Origin of the sequence: Acinetobacter halobius (assembly GCF_044130335.1) — a bacterium.
Taxonomy (GTDB): domain Bacteria; phylum Pseudomonadota; class Gammaproteobacteria; order Pseudomonadales; family Moraxellaceae; genus Acinetobacter.
In genome coordinates this window covers 52,000-71,118 of record NZ_JBIQOD010000018.1, presented here as the reverse complement: position 1 = coordinate 71,118, position 19,119 = coordinate 52,000, and the positions used below count along the sequence as shown (strand labels likewise).

The following is a 19,119-nucleotide window of genomic DNA, read 5'->3' as shown; positions in this document are numbered from 1 at the left end:
GTATTCTGATGTGACAAAACCTGAATCCTTGTAGTTGAAGTGTTTGTTCGCACTTATATTTTAACTACTTTGGACTCAGGTTTTTTTATTTAAGTCTAACTATGGGACAGCAGTGAGAACACCCCTGTATTTACTGTTTTAAATGAACGTGCATAACCCATTTCAGTAGCAACTTGCTTCAAAGTCTCATCAGCCACGTTGGTATAAGTATTATTGGCTGTACCTAACATGCGCTGTGCCAATCCATAAAAAGGCATTAGCGTTTCCTTCCAATCAGCACGAATCTTGGTCCATGCTACAGACTCAAATACTTCATCTGATGGAATTAAATGCACATTGGCATAAATTTGTGACCCTCCCCCAACACCATGAATAATTGTGGTTTTATTGGTAAAAGTGAATTGTAATGTGCCTTTAAACCCCAACTCAGGTACCCACAGATAATTTTTAGTATCTAAGTTCGTTTCAGGAAAATCTTGATCGCCTCGTCTCAAGCCCTTTTCTAAAATCAGAACCGTATTGCCTTTTTCACTCAAGCGTAATGCACTGACTGATCCACCGAAGCCCGAACCAATCACAATTTGGTCATAGTCAAAATCCTGATCATTCATCCTATTAACTCCTTTAATAGTTTTATTCTTCTGTTTTTAAATACAACGATCTCTTCGCTTCAAACTGTTCAGATTGAAGCGAATATATGTATAAGTTTTAAACTGACTCGCTTATGACTTAATACGAATCAAAAGGTTCAATAACCAATTGGCAAATTTTCCATAAGGAGGAGCTAAAAACTTCAAACTCGAAAAACCCGCCTGATAAAACACAGGGCGCATTTTTGAAAAAGTCAAAAAGCCTTCATAACCGTGATAATGTCCCATCCCGCTGGCACCAACACCACCAAACGGCAAGTCATGTTGTCCAACATGAAATAATGCATCATTGACCGAAACCCCGCCCGACATAACTCGGCTAATATAGAATTCAACTAATTTTTTATTATGACTAAATGGATAAAATGCCAATGGTCGATCACGCTGAATAATATAGTCCACCACCTCTTCAGGCTTTTGATAGGTTTTCACCATCAAGATTGGACCAAAAGTTTCACGGGTATCAATTTCCATCCCATCATTACTGTTCAAGACCAAAGTCAGTGGAAACTTTCGCGTCGTAGCATCCGGTTCTTGTTGGTTCAAATTAATCAGACTTGCGCCCTTAGCTTCGGCATCTGCAAGTGTATGCACTAAGCGTTGGTAAGCACGCTCATCAATAACAGACGTATAGTCGTGACTATGAATATCTGGGACATGCGCTTTTACCCATGCCGTTGCCGTATGGATGAATGCTTGCAACTTCGTCTCATGTACAAAAACATAATCCACATTGGTACAGATTTGCCCCGCATTAAACTGTTTGACAAACAGAATCCGTTCGACCGCTTTTTCCATAGGGTACTCAGGATCAATCACCGCAGGGGATTTCCCCCCCAATTCCAAAGTCACAGGCGTCAAATTTTGTGCTGCCGCAGCCATGACTTTACGCCCGGTTGCACCAGAACCTGTAAAGATCAAATGATCGAACGGAAGCTTTGAAAAAGCGATTCCCACCTCTCCGGTTTCATCGAAAATTTGCAATTTCTCAGCTTTAAAATATTTAGGGCTGAGCTCAATCAGTAGTTGGGCCAAATACCTTGAATTTTCAGACATTTTGACCATAGCTGTATTACCTGCTGCAAATACCGCAGAGAGTTGAGAAAACATCAAATTAATCGGAAAATTCCACGGTACGATCACGCCAATCACACCCAATGGTTGTGGAATTACACGGTTCTTTGCACCAAAGTACAGGCTATGATCGACATGACGGCTTTGTACTTTGGTCCACTGTTTTAAGTGTTTGATACTTCCATTAATGTCATCAGTAACAGTAATAATTTCAGCCAATAACGTTTCATGACGTGAACGGTTACCATAATCCTGATTTAAAGCATCAATAATCGCTTCACGATGATTATTAATCAGCGCTTTTAAATTCAATAAGTGCTGTTTTCTTTGTGCAAGGGTTTCAATGCCTTGCTCAAGAAAGTGACTGCGCTGTAATTTGAAAGCATTGTGTAGTGTCTGTTCCATCACTGTTTGCTCGATATGAGACTGAGCCGTAAGTTGCATAAGCGTTCCTTATTAACAGCTAAAAAGTGGTGATTTACTGGTCGTCGATTAGGTTAAGCTGAACTCTCATCCTACTTTATCAAATTACTTGAAATTGGCTTGACTTTTTAGGACACTTATTTGATCTTTCAGGACAATATGGAACATTGTTATGGCCAGCTATATTCGTGCAGCCAGCCTTGGTGGATTTGAAGAACTCGTCCGAAGCTATGATGTAAATCCTATTGAAATTTTAAAAGACATTGGGATTTTACCTTCTTTACTTCGAGATCCCGATGCGTTTATTCATTATGATCATTATTTAAGTTTATTAGAAAAAGCCGCTTTCGTGTGCCAAGAAGAGTGCTTTGGCCTAAAACTCGGCGCGCTGCAAAATATTAGTACTATTGGCTTAATTGGTGTGTACATGTCACGACAGCTAAGCATTTTGGAGGCGCTAAAAGTTGCCCAAAAATATGTTTACCTTCATGCTGAAGGAATTGTATTTCAAGTAACCCGTTATAATGCGCAAACATGTAGACTCAACTTTGTCCGTCTAAATGACTACAACATCGACATGCCACAAAAGTCACAACTCGCAATTTGTCTAGTCAGCAATATTCTCAAGGATTTAATCGGGCCACCTTGGTATGCAGAAAAAATCTGCCTAAAACAAAGAGCACCTCAACACAGCGCGCATGTTTTTAAAGAACATTTTCCCTGTGAAGTTGAGTTTGAAAAAGATGAAGATGCCCTGTACTTCCCAGCAGCATTTTTAACGCTTAAACCCTATAATTTCAATGAAGATTTAGTCGATCAACTGATTCTACAGCGCCTTGAGATGCAAAGCAGTACCAAGGCAGATGATCAAACCCTTCTCATTGAAAGCTCCATTCGTATGTTAATGGCAACTGGTGATTGTAGTATTGAAAATATCGCATTGTGTCTGGGGATACATCCCAAAAAACTACAACGCACCTTAAAGCAACAAGGAACCAGCTATCGCGATTTGCTCGAAAATGTTCGTAAAAAAGAAGCTCTGCGCATGATTGACGCAGGTAATATTAGCTTAACAGACATAGCCTTACAGTTAGGCTATGCCGAGCTGTCAATTTTTAGTCGGAACTTTAAAAACTGGTTTGGCTATCCAGCAAATGAATGGAAAAATAAAGTGAGAAGTCATCTAGAATAACTTCTCACTTTCATTGGAATTCAAAATGAGTATGTGACAGGTTAACCCTACACATTAAAGTCCATTTTTTATTTTTTAGGGAAAACAAAAGAAGCAATCAATCGTGCTCCCCAACCTTTAGGGCTAGCATCATGATCATCCGCCCAATATCTCGCACCCGCACCAACACTGATCAACTGCCCATTTAGATTAATAACTTTTGTAACAGTAAGATTTACTGGCATTGTGGCCTCTTCAGAATTCCAATCATAGGTTGTTTCTGTATTTAGACCCACGGTCGTACTGTTCGGATAGGTATAACTTACAAAAGGTTGCACAAAAGTACTACTGATGGCATCCACGTCATCATCATGTTCTACTCCCCAAATATGGTTTGCCAAAGCACCCACTGTCCAACCATGTGTTTGTTTCAAAATAACAAAAGTCGGTCCAAGTCCATATTGATCTGCACCCAAAGTTTTTTCTGAGGCTGTCGGAAGTAATATCGCTGGACCAACTCCCCAGGTAATTCCACTCTCAGAAGTTTTCGAAGGAGAGAAAAATAGACTTTGTACAATATCACCTACCCCCCAATCATCCTCAAGGTTTGATTCGTTATAGACTTGATAAGTCACAGGTAAAACTGTACGTGAAATCAAATTCCAATTTTCATTCAACTCAATCGGTATTACAGGCTGAATATTCAGTTGATAACGTTCAATATTCTCAGCTGCACCAATATTCTCATCGTAATTAAACTGAAAAGGTACGCTCACCAGATTTGCAACAGGATTTGACAATTGCTTTGCTAAATCTGCATCATCGGCAAAAGCTTGAGAGTTACAAAAGACACTGCATACCATTAAGGAAAGTAATATTTCTAGCTTTCTGTTTCTCATAGAAAAATGATTCATATACCGAATGCCCCTTTATAATTTATGGATATTATTGAGTTATAACAAACACTTGCTCTTTTTCTACTAACTACACTGACTCAACTAGCACATACGGCTCTTTGAATGAATATCAAAGCTTCCGTATCCCACTGATTAAATATGCCTAAATTTTTAATATTATAAATTTTGAATCTTATTACTTTGCTTATTGGATTAAAGCTTAGTTTTTTATAGCACAATTCATAATAGCTGCAACAGTTTTTAACCTTGGTTTCATTATAGTAAATTGATTGCAGAAATAAGTGCTTGGTCCGTGTTTATATAAAAAGGCTTGAATCATAAATAATTTTTAGGTGAAACACATAAACATCAAATAAAAATCTGTATTTGACGCCACGAAGCTTATTTATTTCTTATTTTTATGCTTATTTTTTAACCAAAAGAAAATTTTATATTTCAAATTATATACTTATATTTTTCAAAGATTTAATGCTTAAAAAGGCTTTTTTTTAGTATAAAAACTCTATTTAGACTATTTTTTGAACTGCCGAGTTAGTCCTAGAGCATTTACTCTTATTTTAATTGTGCTATTTTTGTGACATGGAGTAACAAATGATTTCGGTAAAACGATTTCTCCAAAAGCCAAAAAGCATAAACACAAAATGAGCAACAAACATTTGCACCTCAAGGAAAGACGTAGAATGAAATTAAAGACATTAACGACAGCAATGATTTTAGCAACTGTACCAATGACGGGGGCATTTGCCGCTGCACTCGATCGTTCAGGTCAGTCTATCTCAGCATTCTTACAACCAGGCAACTACTTTGAAGCAGGTATTTCAGTATTAGATCCAGATGTATCTGGTAAAACAACTGCAAGTTATGGCGGGGAAAAAACTGGCGATATGGCTGGGGATTATTATTTCCCAAGCGCTGCATTAAAACTACAATTAACGGATAAATTCTCTTTCGGTTTAATTTACGACCAGCCTTTTGGTGCCGACGCTGAATATACATCTTCTGCAGCTTTCACTAGCTCAAATGGAGATACAAGTGTAGAAGTGGATACACAAAACATCTCTATGATTTTTGGTTTTCAACCAACAGAAAATTGGAATATCTACGGTGGTGGTGTATATCAAACCATTAAAGGAAATGTAGAGCTTCAAGGCCGAGCGTATAGCGGTACTCCGTTAACCACTACTGGTTTTTCAGGTTATAAAGCAAGTATAAAAGAAGATAGTGCTGCTGGTTGGTTAGCTGGTTTTGCATATCAAATCCCAGAGATTGCTTTAAAAGCATCGGTTACTTATCGTTCAGAAATTGAACACTCTTTAGTTGTGGATGAGTCATCCTCTGGTACAAACCTCGCTGCTCTACCTGTTCCTGCACTCATTAATGCTAATGCAGGAAAAGGTTCAACAGATATTACGACACCACAATCTGTTAACCTTGATTTCCAAACTGGCATCATGGCAAATACGGTAGCGTTTGCAAATGTACGTTGGGTAAATTGGAAAGACTTTTCAATTCGTCCTTATGCATTTGGTAAAGCCAGTGCTGCCATTGGACCTGCTGTTGGTAAACCAGACGGTTTTGACCTTGTAGCATATACAGACGACCAGTGGTCTGCAACCGTAGGTGTAGGTCGCAAATTAAATGATCAATGGGCAGGTAATATCTCTGTAGGTTGGGACTCTGGTGCAGGTAACCCTGTGACAACGCTTGGTCCAACAGAAGGTTATTGGAATGTCGGTTTAGGCGTTCAATATAGCCCTACACCAGCTACATTTATTGCAGGCGGTGTAAAATACTTCTGGCTAGGCGATGCGAAAGCACAATCTGGCGCTCAATTTGATACCGACTCTTATGTTGCAGAATTCGAAGACAGCACAGCTCTAGCGTATGGTTTGAAAATCGGTTACAAGTTCTAATTAGCTATACTGAAAAAACCATCTATAAAGATGGTTTTTTCTTTTTCTTGGAATAAAAGCCTTTCTTACTTTTTATACACTTGTCACTCATTTGAACAACAAATCAACACTTAAACTTTTTTCATGACAATAAATACCTCACACCCCACTCTAAAAATAAGTTTATAAAAATCATAAAATTAATTAGTCTTTTTAGTGTTTTTACTCTAAGCAAGTACATTTTTTAACTTCGCCAGTTCATTTCATAACCTGATCTGAGCATTTACTCTTTTTTTATTTATGTTACTTTTCGTGCCAATCATTTACATAAAGCTACAACAAGGAATGTCTCCCCATGAAGCTTAAGGCACTTCGCTCAGCTATTTTACTTAGCTTAATTCCAACAACTTCAGTATTTGCAGCAGGTCTTGACCGCTCTGGTCAGTCTATTCTGCCATTTCTACAATCTGGAAATTATGCAGAAGCATCTTTCAGTGTACTTGATCCAAATGTAAGTGGCGAAAGTAATAATGGTGCATCTGTTTCAGATATGGCTGATGACTACTATTTCCCTTCTGCAGCCCTTAAAATTCAAGCGACTGAACACTTTTCTTTTGGTTTACTTTATGACCAACCTTACGGCGCTGACTCTCAATACTCATCTGCAGCAGGTGCATTTGGTAATGGGAAAGAAGGCACAAGTGTAAAAGTGCGTACCAACAATCTTTCACTGATTTTTGGTTATCAACCTACTGAAAACTGGAATTTATACGCTGGTCCTGTTTATCAAACAGTTAAGGGCAATGTTTCTTTACGTGGCAGTGCTTATTCATTGCTTTCTGGTTATGACATTAACCTCGAAGAAGACGATGCTTTTGGTTGGTTAGCTGGTGCAGCTTACCAAATCCCCGAAATTGCTTTAAAAGCTGCCGTTACTTACCGTTCTGAAATTAAACACGAATTAGATACAACGGAAACTTCGAATATCTACATTCCTTCATACGGTATTGACCTACGTTCTGTTACAAGCCAAACAGAAGTTGTCACGCCACAATCTGTGAATCTTGATTTCCAAACAGGTATTGCGAAGGATACTTTGGCATTTGCGAACATCCGTTGGGTACATTGGGACCAATTTGCAGTAAGTCCAACAGCTTTAGCAACAGCAAGTAAACTTGCTAAAGGGAAAGCGCAAAACCTCATTGATTATTCAGATGACCAAATTTCTGCAACTGTTGGTGTCGGTCATAAATTTACCAGCAAATGGTCTGGTTCTGCATCTGTAGGTTGGGACTCTGGTGCAGGTAATCCTGTAACAACTTTGGGTCCAGTAGAAGGTTTCTGGAGCGTAGGTTTAGGTGGTCAATATAGCCCAGCAGAAAACTATTTCGTACAAGCAGGTGTTAAATACTTCTGGTTAGGTGATGCTAAAGCTCAAACTGGTGGTAATGTTGTTGGTGATTTTAGTAATAACGATGCAATCGCTTACGGTTTAAAATTTGGTTATAAATTCTAAATCCTAAAAGTTGTATCCAATAAAAAAGGCGTATCTATTTAGATGCGCCTTTTTTGCTTTCGTAGATATTGCTTTTTATGCAGGAATATCGCGAACTGAAGCATTACGAATCGCTTCTTTTAAAGCATCATAACCATGAATTGGTGGAAACTGAGGGAACTCTTTGATTACATTTTCTGGCGCATCAAATAAAAACCCTTTGTCCGCTTCACCGAGCATAGTAGTGTCATTATAAGAATCACCTGCGGCAATCACACGGAAATTCAAACCATGTAACGCCTTGACTGCCTCACGTTTTTGGTCAGGTTGACGTAACTTATACGCTGTAATCATTCCCTTTTCGTCAGTTTCTAACTTATGACAAAAAATGGTCGGCCAACCTAATTGCTTCATTAAAGGATGTGCAAACTCATAGAAAGTGTCTGATAAAATAATCAACTGAAAGTGTGTGCGTAACCATTCAACAAATTCTTTCGCACCTGGAAATGGCCCCATTTCGGCAATCACTTCTTGAATATCATTGAGGCCTAAACCATGTTCTTTTAATATATTTAAGCGCTGGGTCATGAGCACATCATAATCAGGAATATCACGCGTGGTTGCTTCAAGCGCCTTAATGCCTGTTTTTTTAGCAAAGTTAATCCAAATCTCTGGAACCAATACCCCTTCTAGATCAAGACAAACAACTTCCATGAAGACTCCCTTTTATTTACGTGGAAAAATTTGCCCTATCATAGCTTAATATTTGTCTAATGCATTGTTGTTTTTTAAATCTATTTTTTTCATAAGCATTGATTTTTTAGTGATAAGTAGCCTAATTCAACTCTATTAAAATACTTAGCAAATAACGTAATATAGGTCTTGTTAGATTCCAAGCCTATTGCCAGGATACTCATGACAACCATTCCAACCATTGACCTTGTCGATGCTCTTGCTGCTGAATATGCAGACAAATCGCCAAGTGAAATTTTAGCACTCGCACTGAATCAAAACGGTGAAATCGCCATTTCATTTTCTGGTGCAGAAGATGTCGTACTGATTGATATGGCGGCCAACTTAGGTAAACCTTTCCGTGTCTTTAGTTTAGATACAGGACGTTTACACGCAGAAACCTATCAGTTTATTGAAACTGTGCGCAAACATTACAACATCAATATCGAAATTTGTTTCCCAGAAGCCAATACAGTTCAACAACTGGTCAATGAAAAAGGGTTATTCAGCTTTTACCAAGATGACCATAAAGAATGTTGCGGTATTCGAAAAGTTCAGCCATTGCGTAAAAAATTAGCCACTTTAGATGGCTGGATTACGGGGCAACGTAAGGATCAAAGTCCAGGTACACGAACTGAAATCCCTGTCGTACAGGCCGATATTGGTTTCTCAGGTGAAGGCAAGCAACTGATTAAATATAATCCTCTTGCCAACTGGAGTAGTGCTGAAGTCTGGAGCTATATCCGCATGATGGAAGTCCCCTATAACCCTTTACATGAACGCGGCTTTATTTCTATCGGTTGTGAGCCTTGTACACGACCAGTGCTACCAAACCAGCATGAGCGTGAAGGTCGCTGGTGGTGGGAAGAAGCTACGCACAAAGAATGTGGCTTGCATGCAGGTAATTTGAAAAAGTAAAGACTAAAACCACTGCTCAGCAGTGGTTTTTCGCAACTAATAGATACACACAAAGCGCTCCCATTCTTATAAAAAGTCGATATACTAACCTTAAGTTATATAATTCTAACAAGATTGCTCAGATAAGAGCCGTCAGATATTGCAGTGAGGCAATCTAGACTATGCGTCCATTACATCCGATTGACTTTATTTTTTTATCACTTGAAAAGCGCCAGCAACCCATGCATGTCGGTGGATTATTCTTATTCCAAATCCCCGAAAATGCACCAGCCAGCTTCATTCAAAATTTAGTAGCGGATATTCGTAATTCAAAATCTATTCCTATCCCCCCGTTTAACAATAAACTGAATGGCCTATTTTGGGATGAAGATGAAGAATTTGATCTTGACCATCATTTTCGCCATATTGCACTTCCCAAACCTGGTCGTATCCGCGAACTCCTGACTTATATTTCACAAGAACACAGCAGTTTGATCGACCGTGCAAAACCATTATGGACCTGCCATATCATTGAAGGAATTGAGGGTAACCGTTTTGCCATGTATTTCAAAATTCACCATGCAATGGTGGATGGAATTGCAGGTATGCGGTTGGTTGAGAAATCCTTATCACATGATCCAAACATCAAAAGCATCGTACCGCCTTGGTGTGTTGAAGGACCACGCGCTAAACGCTTGAAAGAGGATAAAGCGAGTCGCTTTAAAAAGATTATGAATGGTGTGGTTGGACAGCTTGAATCTACCCCACGTGTCATGTATGAACTGTCTCAAACAGTGATGAAAGATATGGGGCGTAATCCCGATTACGTTTCAAGTTTCCAAGCGCCAAGCTCCATTTTAAACCAACGTGTCAGCTCTTCACGTCGCTTTGCAGCACAGTCTTTTGAATTTGACCGTTTACGCCATATCTCTAAAAGTCTGGGTGTCACAATTAATGACATCGTACTGGCTGTTTGTTCAGGCGCACTGCGGGAATATTTGTTATCGCAAGATGCGTTACCTAAAAAACCGCTGATTGCAATGGTTCCTGCATCTGTACGTGATGATGATTCATCTATGTCGAATCGTATTACGATGATCTTGGCAAACTTAGGCACACATAAAGAAGATCCATTAGAACGCTTAAACATCGTCCGTCGTAGCGTACAAAATGCAAAAGAAAAGTTCAAACGTATGAACTCAAATCAAATTTTGAACTATAGTGCATTTGTATATAGTGCGGCAGGTCTGAATATAGCCTCAGGCCTATTGCCTAAACGCCAAGCCTTTAATTTGGTGATCTCGAATGTACCAGGACCACGTGAGCCACTGTACTGGAACGGAGCACGTCTCGATGCATTGTACCCTGCTTCGATCATTTTAGATGGTCAGGCACTCAATATCACCATGACCAGTTATTTAGATAAACTTGAGGTCGGTTTGACTGCGTGTCGCAATGCTTTGCCGAAAATGCAAAACTTATTGACTCACTTGGAAGAAGAAATCCAACGTTTCGAAGCGATTGTGGGGGTTGAAAACCCAAAGTTACAAGCGGTCAGTTGATACCGCAGAACCCATTAGAAACTGAATAAATGACATAAAACTAAGGGGCTTCGATAAGCCCCTTAGTTTTTAATGCTACGACATTGTTTTAATAGTTGATGACATGCAGTTCGAATCATGGCAGTGGTAATTTGTACTTCCTTACCTTGCTCGTCCAAAATATATGCATTATGCGTCACTTTCGTATCCAATAAATGTTTCAAACTAGGTTGAATAATTGCTTCTCTAACACCCATATCACACCTCATTTGCTAAACCTATTTGGGAGAATAAGCTTTGGCTATTTCCGTGTTCCTAGTATTCAAAATCTACAGTCGAAAGTAAAATTTCAGTTGTAACAACTATTTAACCATATATTGTTACAATTTCAGCTCAGAATGATATCGTATTGCTCTTGCGTATATAAATTTTCAACCTGAAATTTAATCACACGACCAATAAAATGCTCCAGATCCGCGACTGCTGGCGCTTCTGCGGTTAACAAGCGGTCAATCACGGATGGATGAGCAACGACAGTAAAGCCAGTCTGAGACTGATACGCGCGTGTATAACGCATGATTTCTCGAAAGATTTCGTAACATACCGACTCTGCTGTTTTCACATAACCACGCCCCTGACAGGTCGGGCAAGATTCACATAATAAGTGTTCTAATGATTCACGTGTTCGCTTACGTGTCATTTCCACTAGACCCAGCTCTGATACCTGCGTAATTTTGGTTTTAGCATGGTCTTGCTCAAGCATCCGCTCAAACTGAGTCATCACTTCAGTACGATGCTCCTGCTCTTGCATGTCAATAAAGTCGATAATAATAATACCGCCTAAATTGCGCAGTCTCAGCTGACGAGCAATCACCTGTGTCGCTTCCATATTGGTTTTAAACACAGTGTCTTCTAAAGAGCGACCACCCACATAGGAGCCCGTATTGACGTCAATCGTGGTCATGGCCTCGGTCTGGTCAATCATCAAATAACCGCCTGACTTCAGCGCAACACGCGTTTGCAGAGCTTTTTGAATATCTTCTTCTACATTATATAAATCGAAGATTGGACGCTCACCCGGATAGTGAATCAAACGCTCTTTAATATTCGGCACAAATTCTTCAACAAACTCTTTGAGCTTGCCGTGAATTTCACGTGAGTCGACTGAAATTTTAGCGGTTTTTTCGCTTGCAAGATCTCGGATAATCCGCTGCGGTAAAGGTAGCTCTTCAAAAATTAACGATGGCACCGCAATACTGATCTGCTTGCGCTGGATAAACTCCCATAGCTTTGCCAAATAAGCCATATCTTGGGCAATGGCCGCTTCTTCAATACCATCTGCCGCAGTACGAACAATCACAGAACCTGGAAGCTTATGTTCTGCTTGAATTCGCTCAATCATAGAGCGTAAACGGTCACGCTCTGCCTCAGACTCTATTCGTTGCGAAACACCCGTATGGTTTCCATAAGGCATTAAAACCAAATAACGAGAAGGAATGGACAGATCTGTTGAAAGGCGGGCACCCTTCGTTCCCAACATATCTTTCATGACTTGAACAGTAAGAATTTGTCCCGGTTGCAAAAGCTCAAACACATTCGGAATCGGCTGATTACGTGGCCAAACCATATCATTGATATGCAAAAAAGCAGTTCGTGACAGTCCAATATCGACAAAAGCAGCTTGCATACCCGGAAGAACGCGCACCACTTTACCTTTATAAATATTACCCACTAACCCACGTTTTACCGTACGCTCAACAAATAACTCATTGACCGTGCCGTTTTCAATCAACGCGACGCGACATTCCATAGGCGTGACGTTAATTAATAACTCGTCAGACATAACAAACTCAAAACATTATAAAAAATCTTTTGAGACAGTTAATTTAGTGCCTTAACTGCCCGTAATAACTGTACCGTTTCATACAACGGTAAACCCACCACATTGCTATAGCTTCCCTCAATACGTGGAATATAACGTGCTGCAATGCCTTGTATGGCATAGGCTCCCGCCTTGCCAAGGGGTTCATGTGTTGCCCAATATGCTTCCATATCTTCAAGGCTTAAGTGCTGAAATTCGACTTCAGTACGAACTACTATACTTGAAATTTGTGCATTTGTACGAACACAAACACCTGTATAAACATCATGCTTACGTCCCGAAATTTTTTCCCACATTTCAAAAGCATGTTGTTTCGATTCAGGTTTACCCAAAATCTCTTGATCGACTCCTAAGCTGGTATCGGCAGCGATCACGATCGCATCTGGATAACGAACTTGCACAGCCTCAGCTTTGGCACAAGCCAGTCGCTCTACATAATGAGCGACCAATTCGCTTGTTTGTATCGACTCATCAATATCTGGGCTGTAAATATCAAAAACTAGGCCAAGCTGCTCAAGCAACTCACGACGGCGAGGCGAACTTGACGCTAAAATTAAATGCGCCATTTTTTTAGGAAGAAATATAAAATGGGAAAGGTCAAAACACTACTCAACAGGGGTTGCCAATGACGGGCAATCGAAAACTGCGCCCCGATCATAATTTGCGCGATCCATGTCATAAATAAATGCGCGACAACAGCCAAAGCCGTGATCACCCAGATATTTGCAAACGTCATAATCCGACGTTCTCGGGTTAAAAAGCGTGAGACAAAAGTAATCAGCACAAAACTGAGCGCATTTAAACCTAAGGGTGCATCGAGCAATAAATCGGTGAAAATACCCACAGCAAAGGCGAACCAAATTCCACACCATGTCGGCTGACACAGCACCCAAAACAGCATGACCATCATCATAAACAATGGACGCCAGCCAGAGAGCGTATAAGACAGTGGATAGACCATCAACACCGAAGCAATGATCACCGAAAAAATGATCGGAAATAGTGGATCACGCTGTTTGGCAGCACGAAGTTTAGCGATCGGCATGCGGTTGCTCCATCGCTAAAGAATCGGAAAATAACACAACGACATGATGTCCACCCGCTAGCTGTGCGGCAGGTACCACATCTATTTGAGCAAACTCACCTGAATTATGACGACTGATTTTTGAAATCGTACCCACCAAATAACCCGCTGGGAAATGCTCACCAAGACCTGAGCTATACACTTTTTCACCCACTTTAATTTCGGCACTGGTCGGGACATATTCCATTTTCAAATGCCCTAAATCTCCCGTACCCGAAACAATCGCTCGCATACCCGAGCGCTCTAAACGGACTGAAAGTGAATGTTCTTTATCTGAAAGCAACATCACACGGCTACTATGTGGATAGACATTGATAATCTGCCCCATAATGCCTTTGTCATCGAGCACCGTCTGCCCTACTTTTAACTGACTGTTGGCACCACGGTTAATCACAATAATATGACGCAGTGGATCGGCATCGGTTCCAATGACTTCTGCAATCTCCATACGACCATCAATGATTAACGGGGTATCTAACAAACCACGCAAACGGGTATTTTCCGCAGATAGTTCAGATAATTTTTGTAAACGTACCTGTGCCTGTAACAGTTCAGCTTGCATCGCGGTATTTTCACGGCGCAGTTGAGCCTCAGACTTGGTTTGTTGATTCAGCCACTCTCGCGATAACACGGGATAACTTGCTACAGCATAAATTGGATTATAAGCGGCGTACAAGACATCTCTTGCAGGTTGAATCACATGCGGCATGCGCCAGTTAAAAAACAGCACAACCAAACATGTGATCACTGCAATGATAAATGAGCGAAAAGATGGCGGTTGTCTGGAAAACAGATTTGTTTGCACCCGCCGATTCCTTTATTAGCCTACAAATAACATGTCGTGATTTGGATTATCGAAGAACTCCAAAACTTTACCACCACCACGAGTGACACACGTTAAAGGATCTTCTGCAACCACCACAGGTAAGCCCGTTTCTTGCGCAAGAAGTTTGTCGAGGTTACGTAGTAATGCACCACCACCTGTCAACACAATACCGCGCTCAGCGATGTCTGAAGACAGCTCAGGAGGCGTTTGCTCAAGTGCAGATTTCACAGCCGAGACAATACTTTGTAGAGGATCAGAAATCGCTTGCGTGATTTCGTCCGAAGTTACATTAATGGCACGTGGCACACCTTCAGCAAGGTTGCGACCGCGAACTTCAATCTCAAGCGTTTTAGCATCAGGCTCGGGCAAAGCCATACCCACTTCTTTCTTGATAATTTCTGCAGTGGTTTCACCAATCACACAACCATGAGCCTTACGTACGTAGTTAATGATTTGTTCATCAAATACATCACCACCAATACGGAGTGAGTCAGCATAGACACAACCTTGTAATGAAATGATCGCAATTTCAGTTGTACCACCACCGACATCCACCACCATCGAGCCACATGCTTGCTCAACTGGCATACCTGCACCAATTGCAGCGGCCATTGGTTCTTCAATCAAACGAACATCGCGTGCGCCTGCATTAAATACAGCTTCACGAATAGCACGACGCTCAACCAAAGTTGATTTGCAAGGCACACACACCACAACACGCGGTGCAGGTGGGAACAGACGTTTTTCATGTACTTTACCAATAAATTGGTTCAGCATGGTTTCAGTCACTTCAAAATCGGCAATCACACCATCCTTCATTGGACGAATGGCAGAGATATTTGCAGGGGTACGGCCTAGCATTTGCTTTGCATCAAGACCTACTGCGGCAACGATTTTTTGTGAACCACTGTGACGAATTGCCACAACTGTCGGTTCATTTAATATAATGCCTCGTCCTGGTGCATAAATAAGTGTATTTGCTGTACCTAAATCAATGGCTAGATCGGGCGAAAACAAGCCAATTAGTCTTTTTAGAATCACGGAGACGTTCTCGATTAAACTTTATGTGGACGCAAGGTGGCAACTTTAACTAAATGTGATGATTTGAACAAGTCAATCGCTTATTATAACGCACGATATTTTGAAATTTTTTAATACTGACTCAGGTGATGTTATGTCTACATCGGATGCACAGCATTCTGCAGATTTAAATGCACAAACAGTTTCAGCAATCGCCAATCTTGCTCGATTGTCGCTAGATGATACGCAATCTGCTGAATATGCTCAAAGTCTAAATAAAATTTTAGGCATGATGGAAACCTTAAAAGGTATCGACACCGATGGTGTTGAGCCGCTTAAAAGCCCATTTGATCACCCACAACCCTTACGTGAAGATGTGGTTTCAGAAACCAATCATCGTGATGAATATCAAGCCATTGCACCGCAAGTGCAAGACGGTTTGTACCTTGTTCCTCGCGTGATTGAATAATTTCTATTCAGTTAAACCATTATTTTGTAAAAATTAACGTAAAGACATTTCTCATGACAGATTTACATCGCTTATCGATTCGTGAACTCTCTGAGGGTTTAGCTGGGGCTAAATTTTCATCTCGCGAACTGACTGAACATTATTTAAAGCGCATTGCAAAACTAGATACACAAGTTAAATCTTATGTAACCGTGACTGCAGAACAAGCGCTTGCACAAGCCGATGCTGCTGATGCCGCAATTAAAGCAGGCACAGCAACCGCATTGACAGGTGTGCCCATTGCACACAAAGACATTTTTTGTACCCAAGGCATTAAAACCACTGCGGGTTCAAAAATGTTGGATAACTTTATCTCTCCTTACGACGCCACCGTTGTAGCGAAAGGCAAAGCCGCTGGTCTGGTCACTTTGGGTAAAGTGAACATGGACGAGTTCGCCATGGGTTCAACCTCTGAGAACTCATTCTACGGCGCTACAGCAAACCCTTGGAACTTAGGTCATGTACCAGGTGGTTCTTCAGGTGGTTCTGCGGCAGCGGTTGCAGCGGACCTCGCTCCATTTGCGACAGGTACAGACACAGGTGGTTCAATTCGACAACCTGCATCATTCTGTGGCTTAACGGGTCTTAAACCAAGTTATGGTCGTGTGTCGCGCTTCGGGATGATTGCTTATGCATCATCACTGGATCAGGGCGGACCAATGGCACGTTCGGCTGAAGACTGTGCCTACCTCATGAATGTGATGGCAGGTCATGACGCGAAAGACTCAACATCGGTTGAAAAAGACGTTGATGACTATGTGGCGAATCTAAACGGCACAGCGATTCAAGGTCTACGTATTGGTATTCCAAAGCAGTACTTCAATGTCGCTGGTTTAGATGCCGACGTGAAAGCACGTGTTGAAGAATCATTGAAAAAATTGGAAGAGATGGGCGCGATCCTAGTTGAGATTGATCTCAACATGACTGAAGCTTATGTTCCAACCTATTACTTGATTGCACCTGCTGAAGCGTCATCGAACTTGTCTCGTTACGATGGCGTACGCTATGGCTACCGTGCAGAGAACCCAGTTGACTTGATGGACTTATACAAACGTTCACGCTCTGAAGGTTTTGGTGCAGAAGTACAGCGTCGTATCTTGATTGGTACGTATGCGTTGTCTGCGGGTTACTACGATGCCTACTATGTGAAAGCGCAAAAAGTCCGTCGTCTGATTCAACAAGACTTCTTAAAAGCGTTTGAATCGGTGGATGTGATTGCTGCACCTGCTGCACCAACCACGGCTTATAAAATTGGAGCGAACTTGTCCCCAGTTGAAATGTACTTGGGCGACATTTACACCATCGCGGTTAACCTTGCAGGTCTTCCTGCGATTAATGCACCTGTTGGTTTTGACAAAGACAACTTACCTGTGGGCTTACAGCTGATTGGTAACTATTGGTCAGAATCTCAACTGTTGTCTGTGGTACATCAGTACCAACAAGCGACGGATTGGCATACGAAACGTGCGACAATTGCTGAGGAGAATGCATAATGGCTCAAGCTCAAAAGAAACCAAAGTCGTTATTAATTGACGGTTGGGAAGTCGTGATCGGGATCGAGATTCATACTCAGCTTGCAACCCAATCTAAAATCTTCTCAGGTTCATCGACTGAATTTGGTCAAGACCCAAACACCCAAGCTAGCCTCGTTGACTTGGCAATGCCGGGTGTACTGCCTGTACTGAATAAAGAAGTGGTGGATTTAGCCATTCGCTTTGGTTTGGGGATTGATGCTTACATCGACCAAGCGTCTGTGTTTGCACGTAAGAACTACTTCTACCCTGACTCTCCGAAAGGCTACCAAATCAGCCAGATGGATAATCCAATTGTGGGTTTGGGTCATATTGATATTCAACTTGAAGATGGTACGGTAAAGCGCATTGGCGTAACACGTGCCCACCTTGAGGAAGATGCAGGTAAATCAATCCATGACCAGTTTGAAGGAATGTCAGGCATCGACTTAAACCGTGCAGGTACACCTTTACTTGAAATCGTGTCTGAACCTGACATGCGTTCGGTTGAAGAAGCGGTGGCTTATATCAAGTCGATTCACACTTTAGTGCGTTGGTTGGGTATTTCTGACGGTAACATGGCGGAAGGTTCATTCCGTGCAGACTGTAACGTGTCGTTACGTCGTCCGGGTCAACCGTTCGGCACACGTTGCGAGTTAAAAAACCTCAACTCATTCCGTTTCATTGAACAAGCGATCAATGTTGAAATTGAACGCCAAATGGAAATTTTGGAATGGGATGGCACGATTGACCAAGAAACGCGTCTATTCGACCCTGTGAAGATGGAAACACGTTCAATGCGTTCAAAAGAAGAAGCGAACGACTATCGCTACTTCCCAGACCCTGATTTGTTGCCTGTGATTATTTCTGATGCGCAAATTGAAACAGCTCGTGCTGCATTGCCTGAGCTTCCTGCGGCACGTCGTGAGCGTTTCGTCGCGGACTTTGGTGTCACTGAGTACGATGCGCATGTGTTGACGCTGACCCGTGAAATGTCTGACTTTTATGAAGTGGTTGTGGCTGCTGCTGGCGGCGCGGCTCAAGGTAAAGTGTCTGCAAACTGGGTCATGGGCGAGTTCTCTGGTGCTTTAAATAAAGCGGGCTTAGAACTCGCAGACTCTCCTGTTTCGGCTGAAAAACTGGGCGGCATGGTTGCACGTATCGTGGATAACACCATTAGTGGCAAGATTGCGAAGCAAGTATTCGGCTTTATGTGGGATGAAGGTAAAACTGCGGACGAAATTATTGCGGAAAAAGGCTTGAAGCAGGAAACTGATACAGGTGCGATTGAAGCGATTATTAAAGACGTACTTGCTGCCAATGAGAAGATGGTTGAAGAGTTTAAATCTGGTAAAGAGAAAGCTTTCAATGGTCTTGTTGGTCAAGTAATGAAGGCGTCTAAGGGTAAAGCTAACCCTGCTCAAGTCAATGAATTAATGAAGAAATTGATTGGTTGATCTGATCTGTTTTTGAAAAAGAAACCCGTCTTAGGACGG

Annotated in this window: 18 protein-coding genes; 8 read left to right on the top strand and 10 right to left on the bottom strand. The window is 41.4% G+C overall.

Features of this window, described 5'->3' with window-relative positions; all coding sequences use genetic code 11:
* Positions 1 to 95 precede the first annotated feature (95 nt).
* Positions 96 to 611, bottom strand: coding sequence for an NAD(P)-binding protein (locus ACE01U_RS14135; RefSeq protein ID WP_395579780.1), 516 nt, complete (start codon positions 609 to 611; stop codon positions 96 to 98).
* A 111-nt stretch (positions 612 to 722) separates the two neighbouring features.
* Positions 723 to 2,168: a coniferyl aldehyde dehydrogenase gene (locus tag ACE01U_RS14130; protein ID WP_395579779.1), complete on the bottom strand. Its 1,446-nt coding sequence runs from the start codon at positions 2,166 to 2,168 to the stop codon at positions 723 to 725.
* Positions 2,169 to 2,319: 151 nt separating this feature from the next.
* Between ACE01U_RS14130 and ACE01U_RS14125 the strand changes: the two genes are divergently transcribed.
* The gene (locus tag ACE01U_RS14125; RefSeq protein ID WP_395579778.1) at positions 2,320 to 3,339 is read left to right on the top strand and encodes an AraC family transcriptional regulator; all 1,020 of its coding nucleotides are present in this window, start codon (positions 2,320 to 2,322) and stop codon (positions 3,337 to 3,339) included.
* A 68-nt stretch (positions 3,340 to 3,407) separates the two neighbouring features.
* Here the strand turns inward: ACE01U_RS14125 and ACE01U_RS14120 are convergent, their stop codons facing one another.
* A complete protein-coding gene (locus ACE01U_RS14120; RefSeq protein ID WP_228146971.1) occupies positions 3,408 to 4,217 on the bottom strand; it encodes a transporter in 810 nt (269 codons plus the stop codon).
* Between the two features lie 698 nt (positions 4,218 to 4,915).
* On the opposite strand from ACE01U_RS14120, the gene ACE01U_RS14115 reads away from it, so the two are divergent.
* Both ACE01U_RS14115 and ACE01U_RS14110 read left to right on the top strand, forming a co-directional pair.
* Complete coding sequence (locus ACE01U_RS14115; protein WP_119064271.1) at positions 4,916 to 6,148, top strand: OmpP1/FadL family transporter; 1,233 nt, start codon at positions 4,916 to 4,918, stop codon at positions 6,146 to 6,148.
* A 334-nt stretch (positions 6,149 to 6,482) separates the two neighbouring features.
* Positions 6,483 to 7,643: an OmpP1/FadL family transporter gene (locus tag ACE01U_RS14110; RefSeq protein ID WP_119064269.1), complete on the top strand. Its 1,161-nt coding sequence runs from the start codon at positions 6,483 to 6,485 to the stop codon at positions 7,641 to 7,643.
* Positions 7,644 to 7,718: 75 nt separating this feature from the next.
* Here ACE01U_RS14110 and thrH read toward each other — a convergent pair whose 3' ends face one another.
* The gene (thrH, locus tag ACE01U_RS14105) at positions 7,719 to 8,336 is read right to left on the bottom strand and encodes a bifunctional phosphoserine phosphatase/homoserine phosphotransferase ThrH (RefSeq protein ID WP_058869095.1); all 618 of its coding nucleotides are present in this window, start codon (positions 8,334 to 8,336) and stop codon (positions 7,719 to 7,721) included.
* 201 nt (positions 8,337 to 8,537) lie between these two features.
* Here thrH and ACE01U_RS14100 point away from each other — a divergent pair, with 201 nt between their 5' ends.
* Both ACE01U_RS14100 and ACE01U_RS14095 read left to right on the top strand, forming a co-directional pair.
* Positions 8,538 to 9,272 carry a phosphoadenylyl-sulfate reductase gene (locus tag ACE01U_RS14100; RefSeq protein WP_395579777.1) on the top strand — a complete coding sequence of 245 codons (735 nt, stop codon included), beginning with the start codon at positions 8,538 to 8,540 and terminating at the stop codon, positions 9,270 to 9,272.
* Positions 9,273 to 9,433: 161 nt separating this feature from the next.
* The gene (locus tag ACE01U_RS14095) at positions 9,434 to 10,813 is read left to right on the top strand and encodes a WS/DGAT/MGAT family O-acyltransferase (protein ID WP_086208602.1); all 1,380 of its coding nucleotides are present in this window, start codon (positions 9,434 to 9,436) and stop codon (positions 10,811 to 10,813) included.
* Between the two features lie 62 nt (positions 10,814 to 10,875).
* Here ACE01U_RS14095 and ACE01U_RS14090 read toward each other — a convergent pair whose 3' ends face one another.
* From ACE01U_RS14090 to ACE01U_RS14065, 6 genes are all read right to left on the bottom strand, one after another.
* Positions 10,876 to 11,049, bottom strand: a complete 174-nt coding sequence (locus ACE01U_RS14090) for a PA1571 family protein (RefSeq protein ID WP_086208603.1) — start codon at positions 11,047 to 11,049, stop codon at positions 10,876 to 10,878.
* A gap of 131 nt (positions 11,050 to 11,180) precedes the next feature.
* Positions 11,181 to 12,635: a ribonuclease G gene (rng, locus tag ACE01U_RS14085; RefSeq protein WP_086208604.1), complete on the bottom strand. Its 1,455-nt coding sequence runs from the start codon at positions 12,633 to 12,635 to the stop codon at positions 11,181 to 11,183.
* A gap of 38 nt (positions 12,636 to 12,673) precedes the next feature.
* Positions 12,674 to 13,240, bottom strand: a complete 567-nt coding sequence (locus tag ACE01U_RS14080; protein WP_395579776.1) for a Maf family nucleotide pyrophosphatase — start codon at positions 13,238 to 13,240, stop codon at positions 12,674 to 12,676.
* Entirely contained in the window at positions 13,228 to 13,719 is a 492-nt protein-coding gene (gene mreD / locus ACE01U_RS14075; protein ID WP_086208606.1) for a rod shape-determining protein MreD, read from the bottom strand. The genes ACE01U_RS14080 and mreD overlap by 13 nt, the downstream gene beginning before the upstream one ends.
* Positions 13,706 to 14,563, bottom strand: coding sequence for a rod shape-determining protein MreC (gene mreC, locus ACE01U_RS14070; RefSeq protein WP_086208607.1), 858 nt, complete (start codon positions 14,561 to 14,563; stop codon positions 13,706 to 13,708). Before mreC ends, mreD begins: the two co-directional genes overlap by 14 nt.
* A 15-nt stretch (positions 14,564 to 14,578) precedes the next feature.
* Positions 14,579 to 15,625 (bottom strand): rod shape-determining protein, encoded by a 1,047-nt coding sequence (locus ACE01U_RS14065; RefSeq protein ID WP_086208608.1) that lies wholly within the window; start codon positions 15,623 to 15,625, stop codon positions 14,579 to 14,581.
* Between the two features lie 133 nt (positions 15,626 to 15,758).
* Here ACE01U_RS14065 and gatC point away from each other — a divergent pair, with 133 nt between their 5' ends.
* From gatC to gatB, 3 genes are read left to right on the top strand one after another with little or no spacing between them, the layout of a single operon-like run.
* The gene (gatC, locus tag ACE01U_RS14060) at positions 15,759 to 16,073 is read left to right on the top strand and encodes an Asp-tRNA(Asn)/Glu-tRNA(Gln) amidotransferase subunit GatC (protein WP_004694671.1); all 315 of its coding nucleotides are present in this window, start codon (positions 15,759 to 15,761) and stop codon (positions 16,071 to 16,073) included.
* A 53-nt stretch (positions 16,074 to 16,126) separates the two neighbouring features.
* A complete protein-coding gene (gene gatA / locus ACE01U_RS14055; protein WP_395579775.1) occupies positions 16,127 to 17,605 on the top strand; it encodes an Asp-tRNA(Asn)/Glu-tRNA(Gln) amidotransferase subunit GatA in 1,479 nt (492 codons plus the stop codon).
* A complete protein-coding gene (gene gatB / locus ACE01U_RS14050) occupies positions 17,605 to 19,080 on the top strand; it encodes an Asp-tRNA(Asn)/Glu-tRNA(Gln) amidotransferase subunit GatB (protein ID WP_168158417.1) in 1,476 nt (491 codons plus the stop codon). Before gatA ends, gatB begins: the two co-directional genes overlap by 1 nt.
* Positions 19,081 to 19,119 lie beyond the last annotated feature (39 nt).

What these genes read in the sequence shown, in the direction of transcription:
- ACE01U_RS14110 (WP_119064269.1), top strand. Translation starts at nt 6,483, where the DNA reads ATGAAGCTTAAGGCACTTCGCTCAGCTATTTTACTTAGCTTAATTCCA.
- mreD (WP_086208606.1), bottom strand. Translation starts at nt 13,719, where the DNA reads ATGCCGATCGCTAAACTTCGTGCTGCCAAACAGCGTGATCCACTATTT.
- gatB (WP_168158417.1), top strand. Translation starts at nt 17,605, where the DNA reads ATGGCTCAAGCTCAAAAGAAACCAAAGTCGTTATTAATTGACGGTTGG.
- thrH (WP_058869095.1), bottom strand. Translation starts at nt 8,336, where the DNA reads ATGGAAGTTGTTTGTCTTGATCTAGAAGGGGTATTGGTTCCAGAGATT.
- ACE01U_RS14120 (WP_228146971.1), bottom strand. Translation starts at nt 4,217, where the DNA reads ATGAGAAACAGAAAGCTAGAAATATTACTTTCCTTAATGGTATGCAGT.
- ACE01U_RS14115 (WP_119064271.1), top strand. Translation starts at nt 4,916, where the DNA reads ATGAAATTAAAGACATTAACGACAGCAATGATTTTAGCAACTGTACCA.
- ACE01U_RS14080 (WP_395579776.1), bottom strand. Translation starts at nt 13,240, where the DNA reads ATGGCGCATTTAATTTTAGCGTCAAGTTCGCCTCGCCGTCGTGAGTTG.
- gatA (WP_395579775.1), top strand. Translation starts at nt 16,127, where the DNA reads ATGACAGATTTACATCGCTTATCGATTCGTGAACTCTCTGAGGGTTTA.
- ACE01U_RS14130 (WP_395579779.1), bottom strand. Translation starts at nt 2,168, where the DNA reads ATGCAACTTACGGCTCAGTCTCATATCGAGCAAACAGTGATGGAACAG.
- gatC (WP_004694671.1), top strand. Translation starts at nt 15,759, where the DNA reads ATGTCTACATCGGATGCACAGCATTCTGCAGATTTAAATGCACAAACA.
- ACE01U_RS14135 (WP_395579780.1), bottom strand. Translation starts at nt 611, where the DNA reads ATGAATGATCAGGATTTTGACTATGACCAAATTGTGATTGGTTCGGGC.
- ACE01U_RS14125 (WP_395579778.1), top strand. Translation starts at nt 2,320, where the DNA reads ATGGCCAGCTATATTCGTGCAGCCAGCCTTGGTGGATTTGAAGAACTC.
- ACE01U_RS14100 (WP_395579777.1), top strand. Translation starts at nt 8,538, where the DNA reads ATGACAACCATTCCAACCATTGACCTTGTCGATGCTCTTGCTGCTGAA.
- ACE01U_RS14090 (WP_086208603.1), bottom strand. Translation starts at nt 11,049, where the DNA reads ATGGGTGTTAGAGAAGCAATTATTCAACCTAGTTTGAAACATTTATTG.
- ACE01U_RS14095 (WP_086208602.1), top strand. Translation starts at nt 9,434, where the DNA reads ATGCGTCCATTACATCCGATTGACTTTATTTTTTTATCACTTGAAAAG.
- rng (WP_086208604.1), bottom strand. Translation starts at nt 12,635, where the DNA reads ATGTCTGACGAGTTATTAATTAACGTCACGCCTATGGAATGTCGCGTC.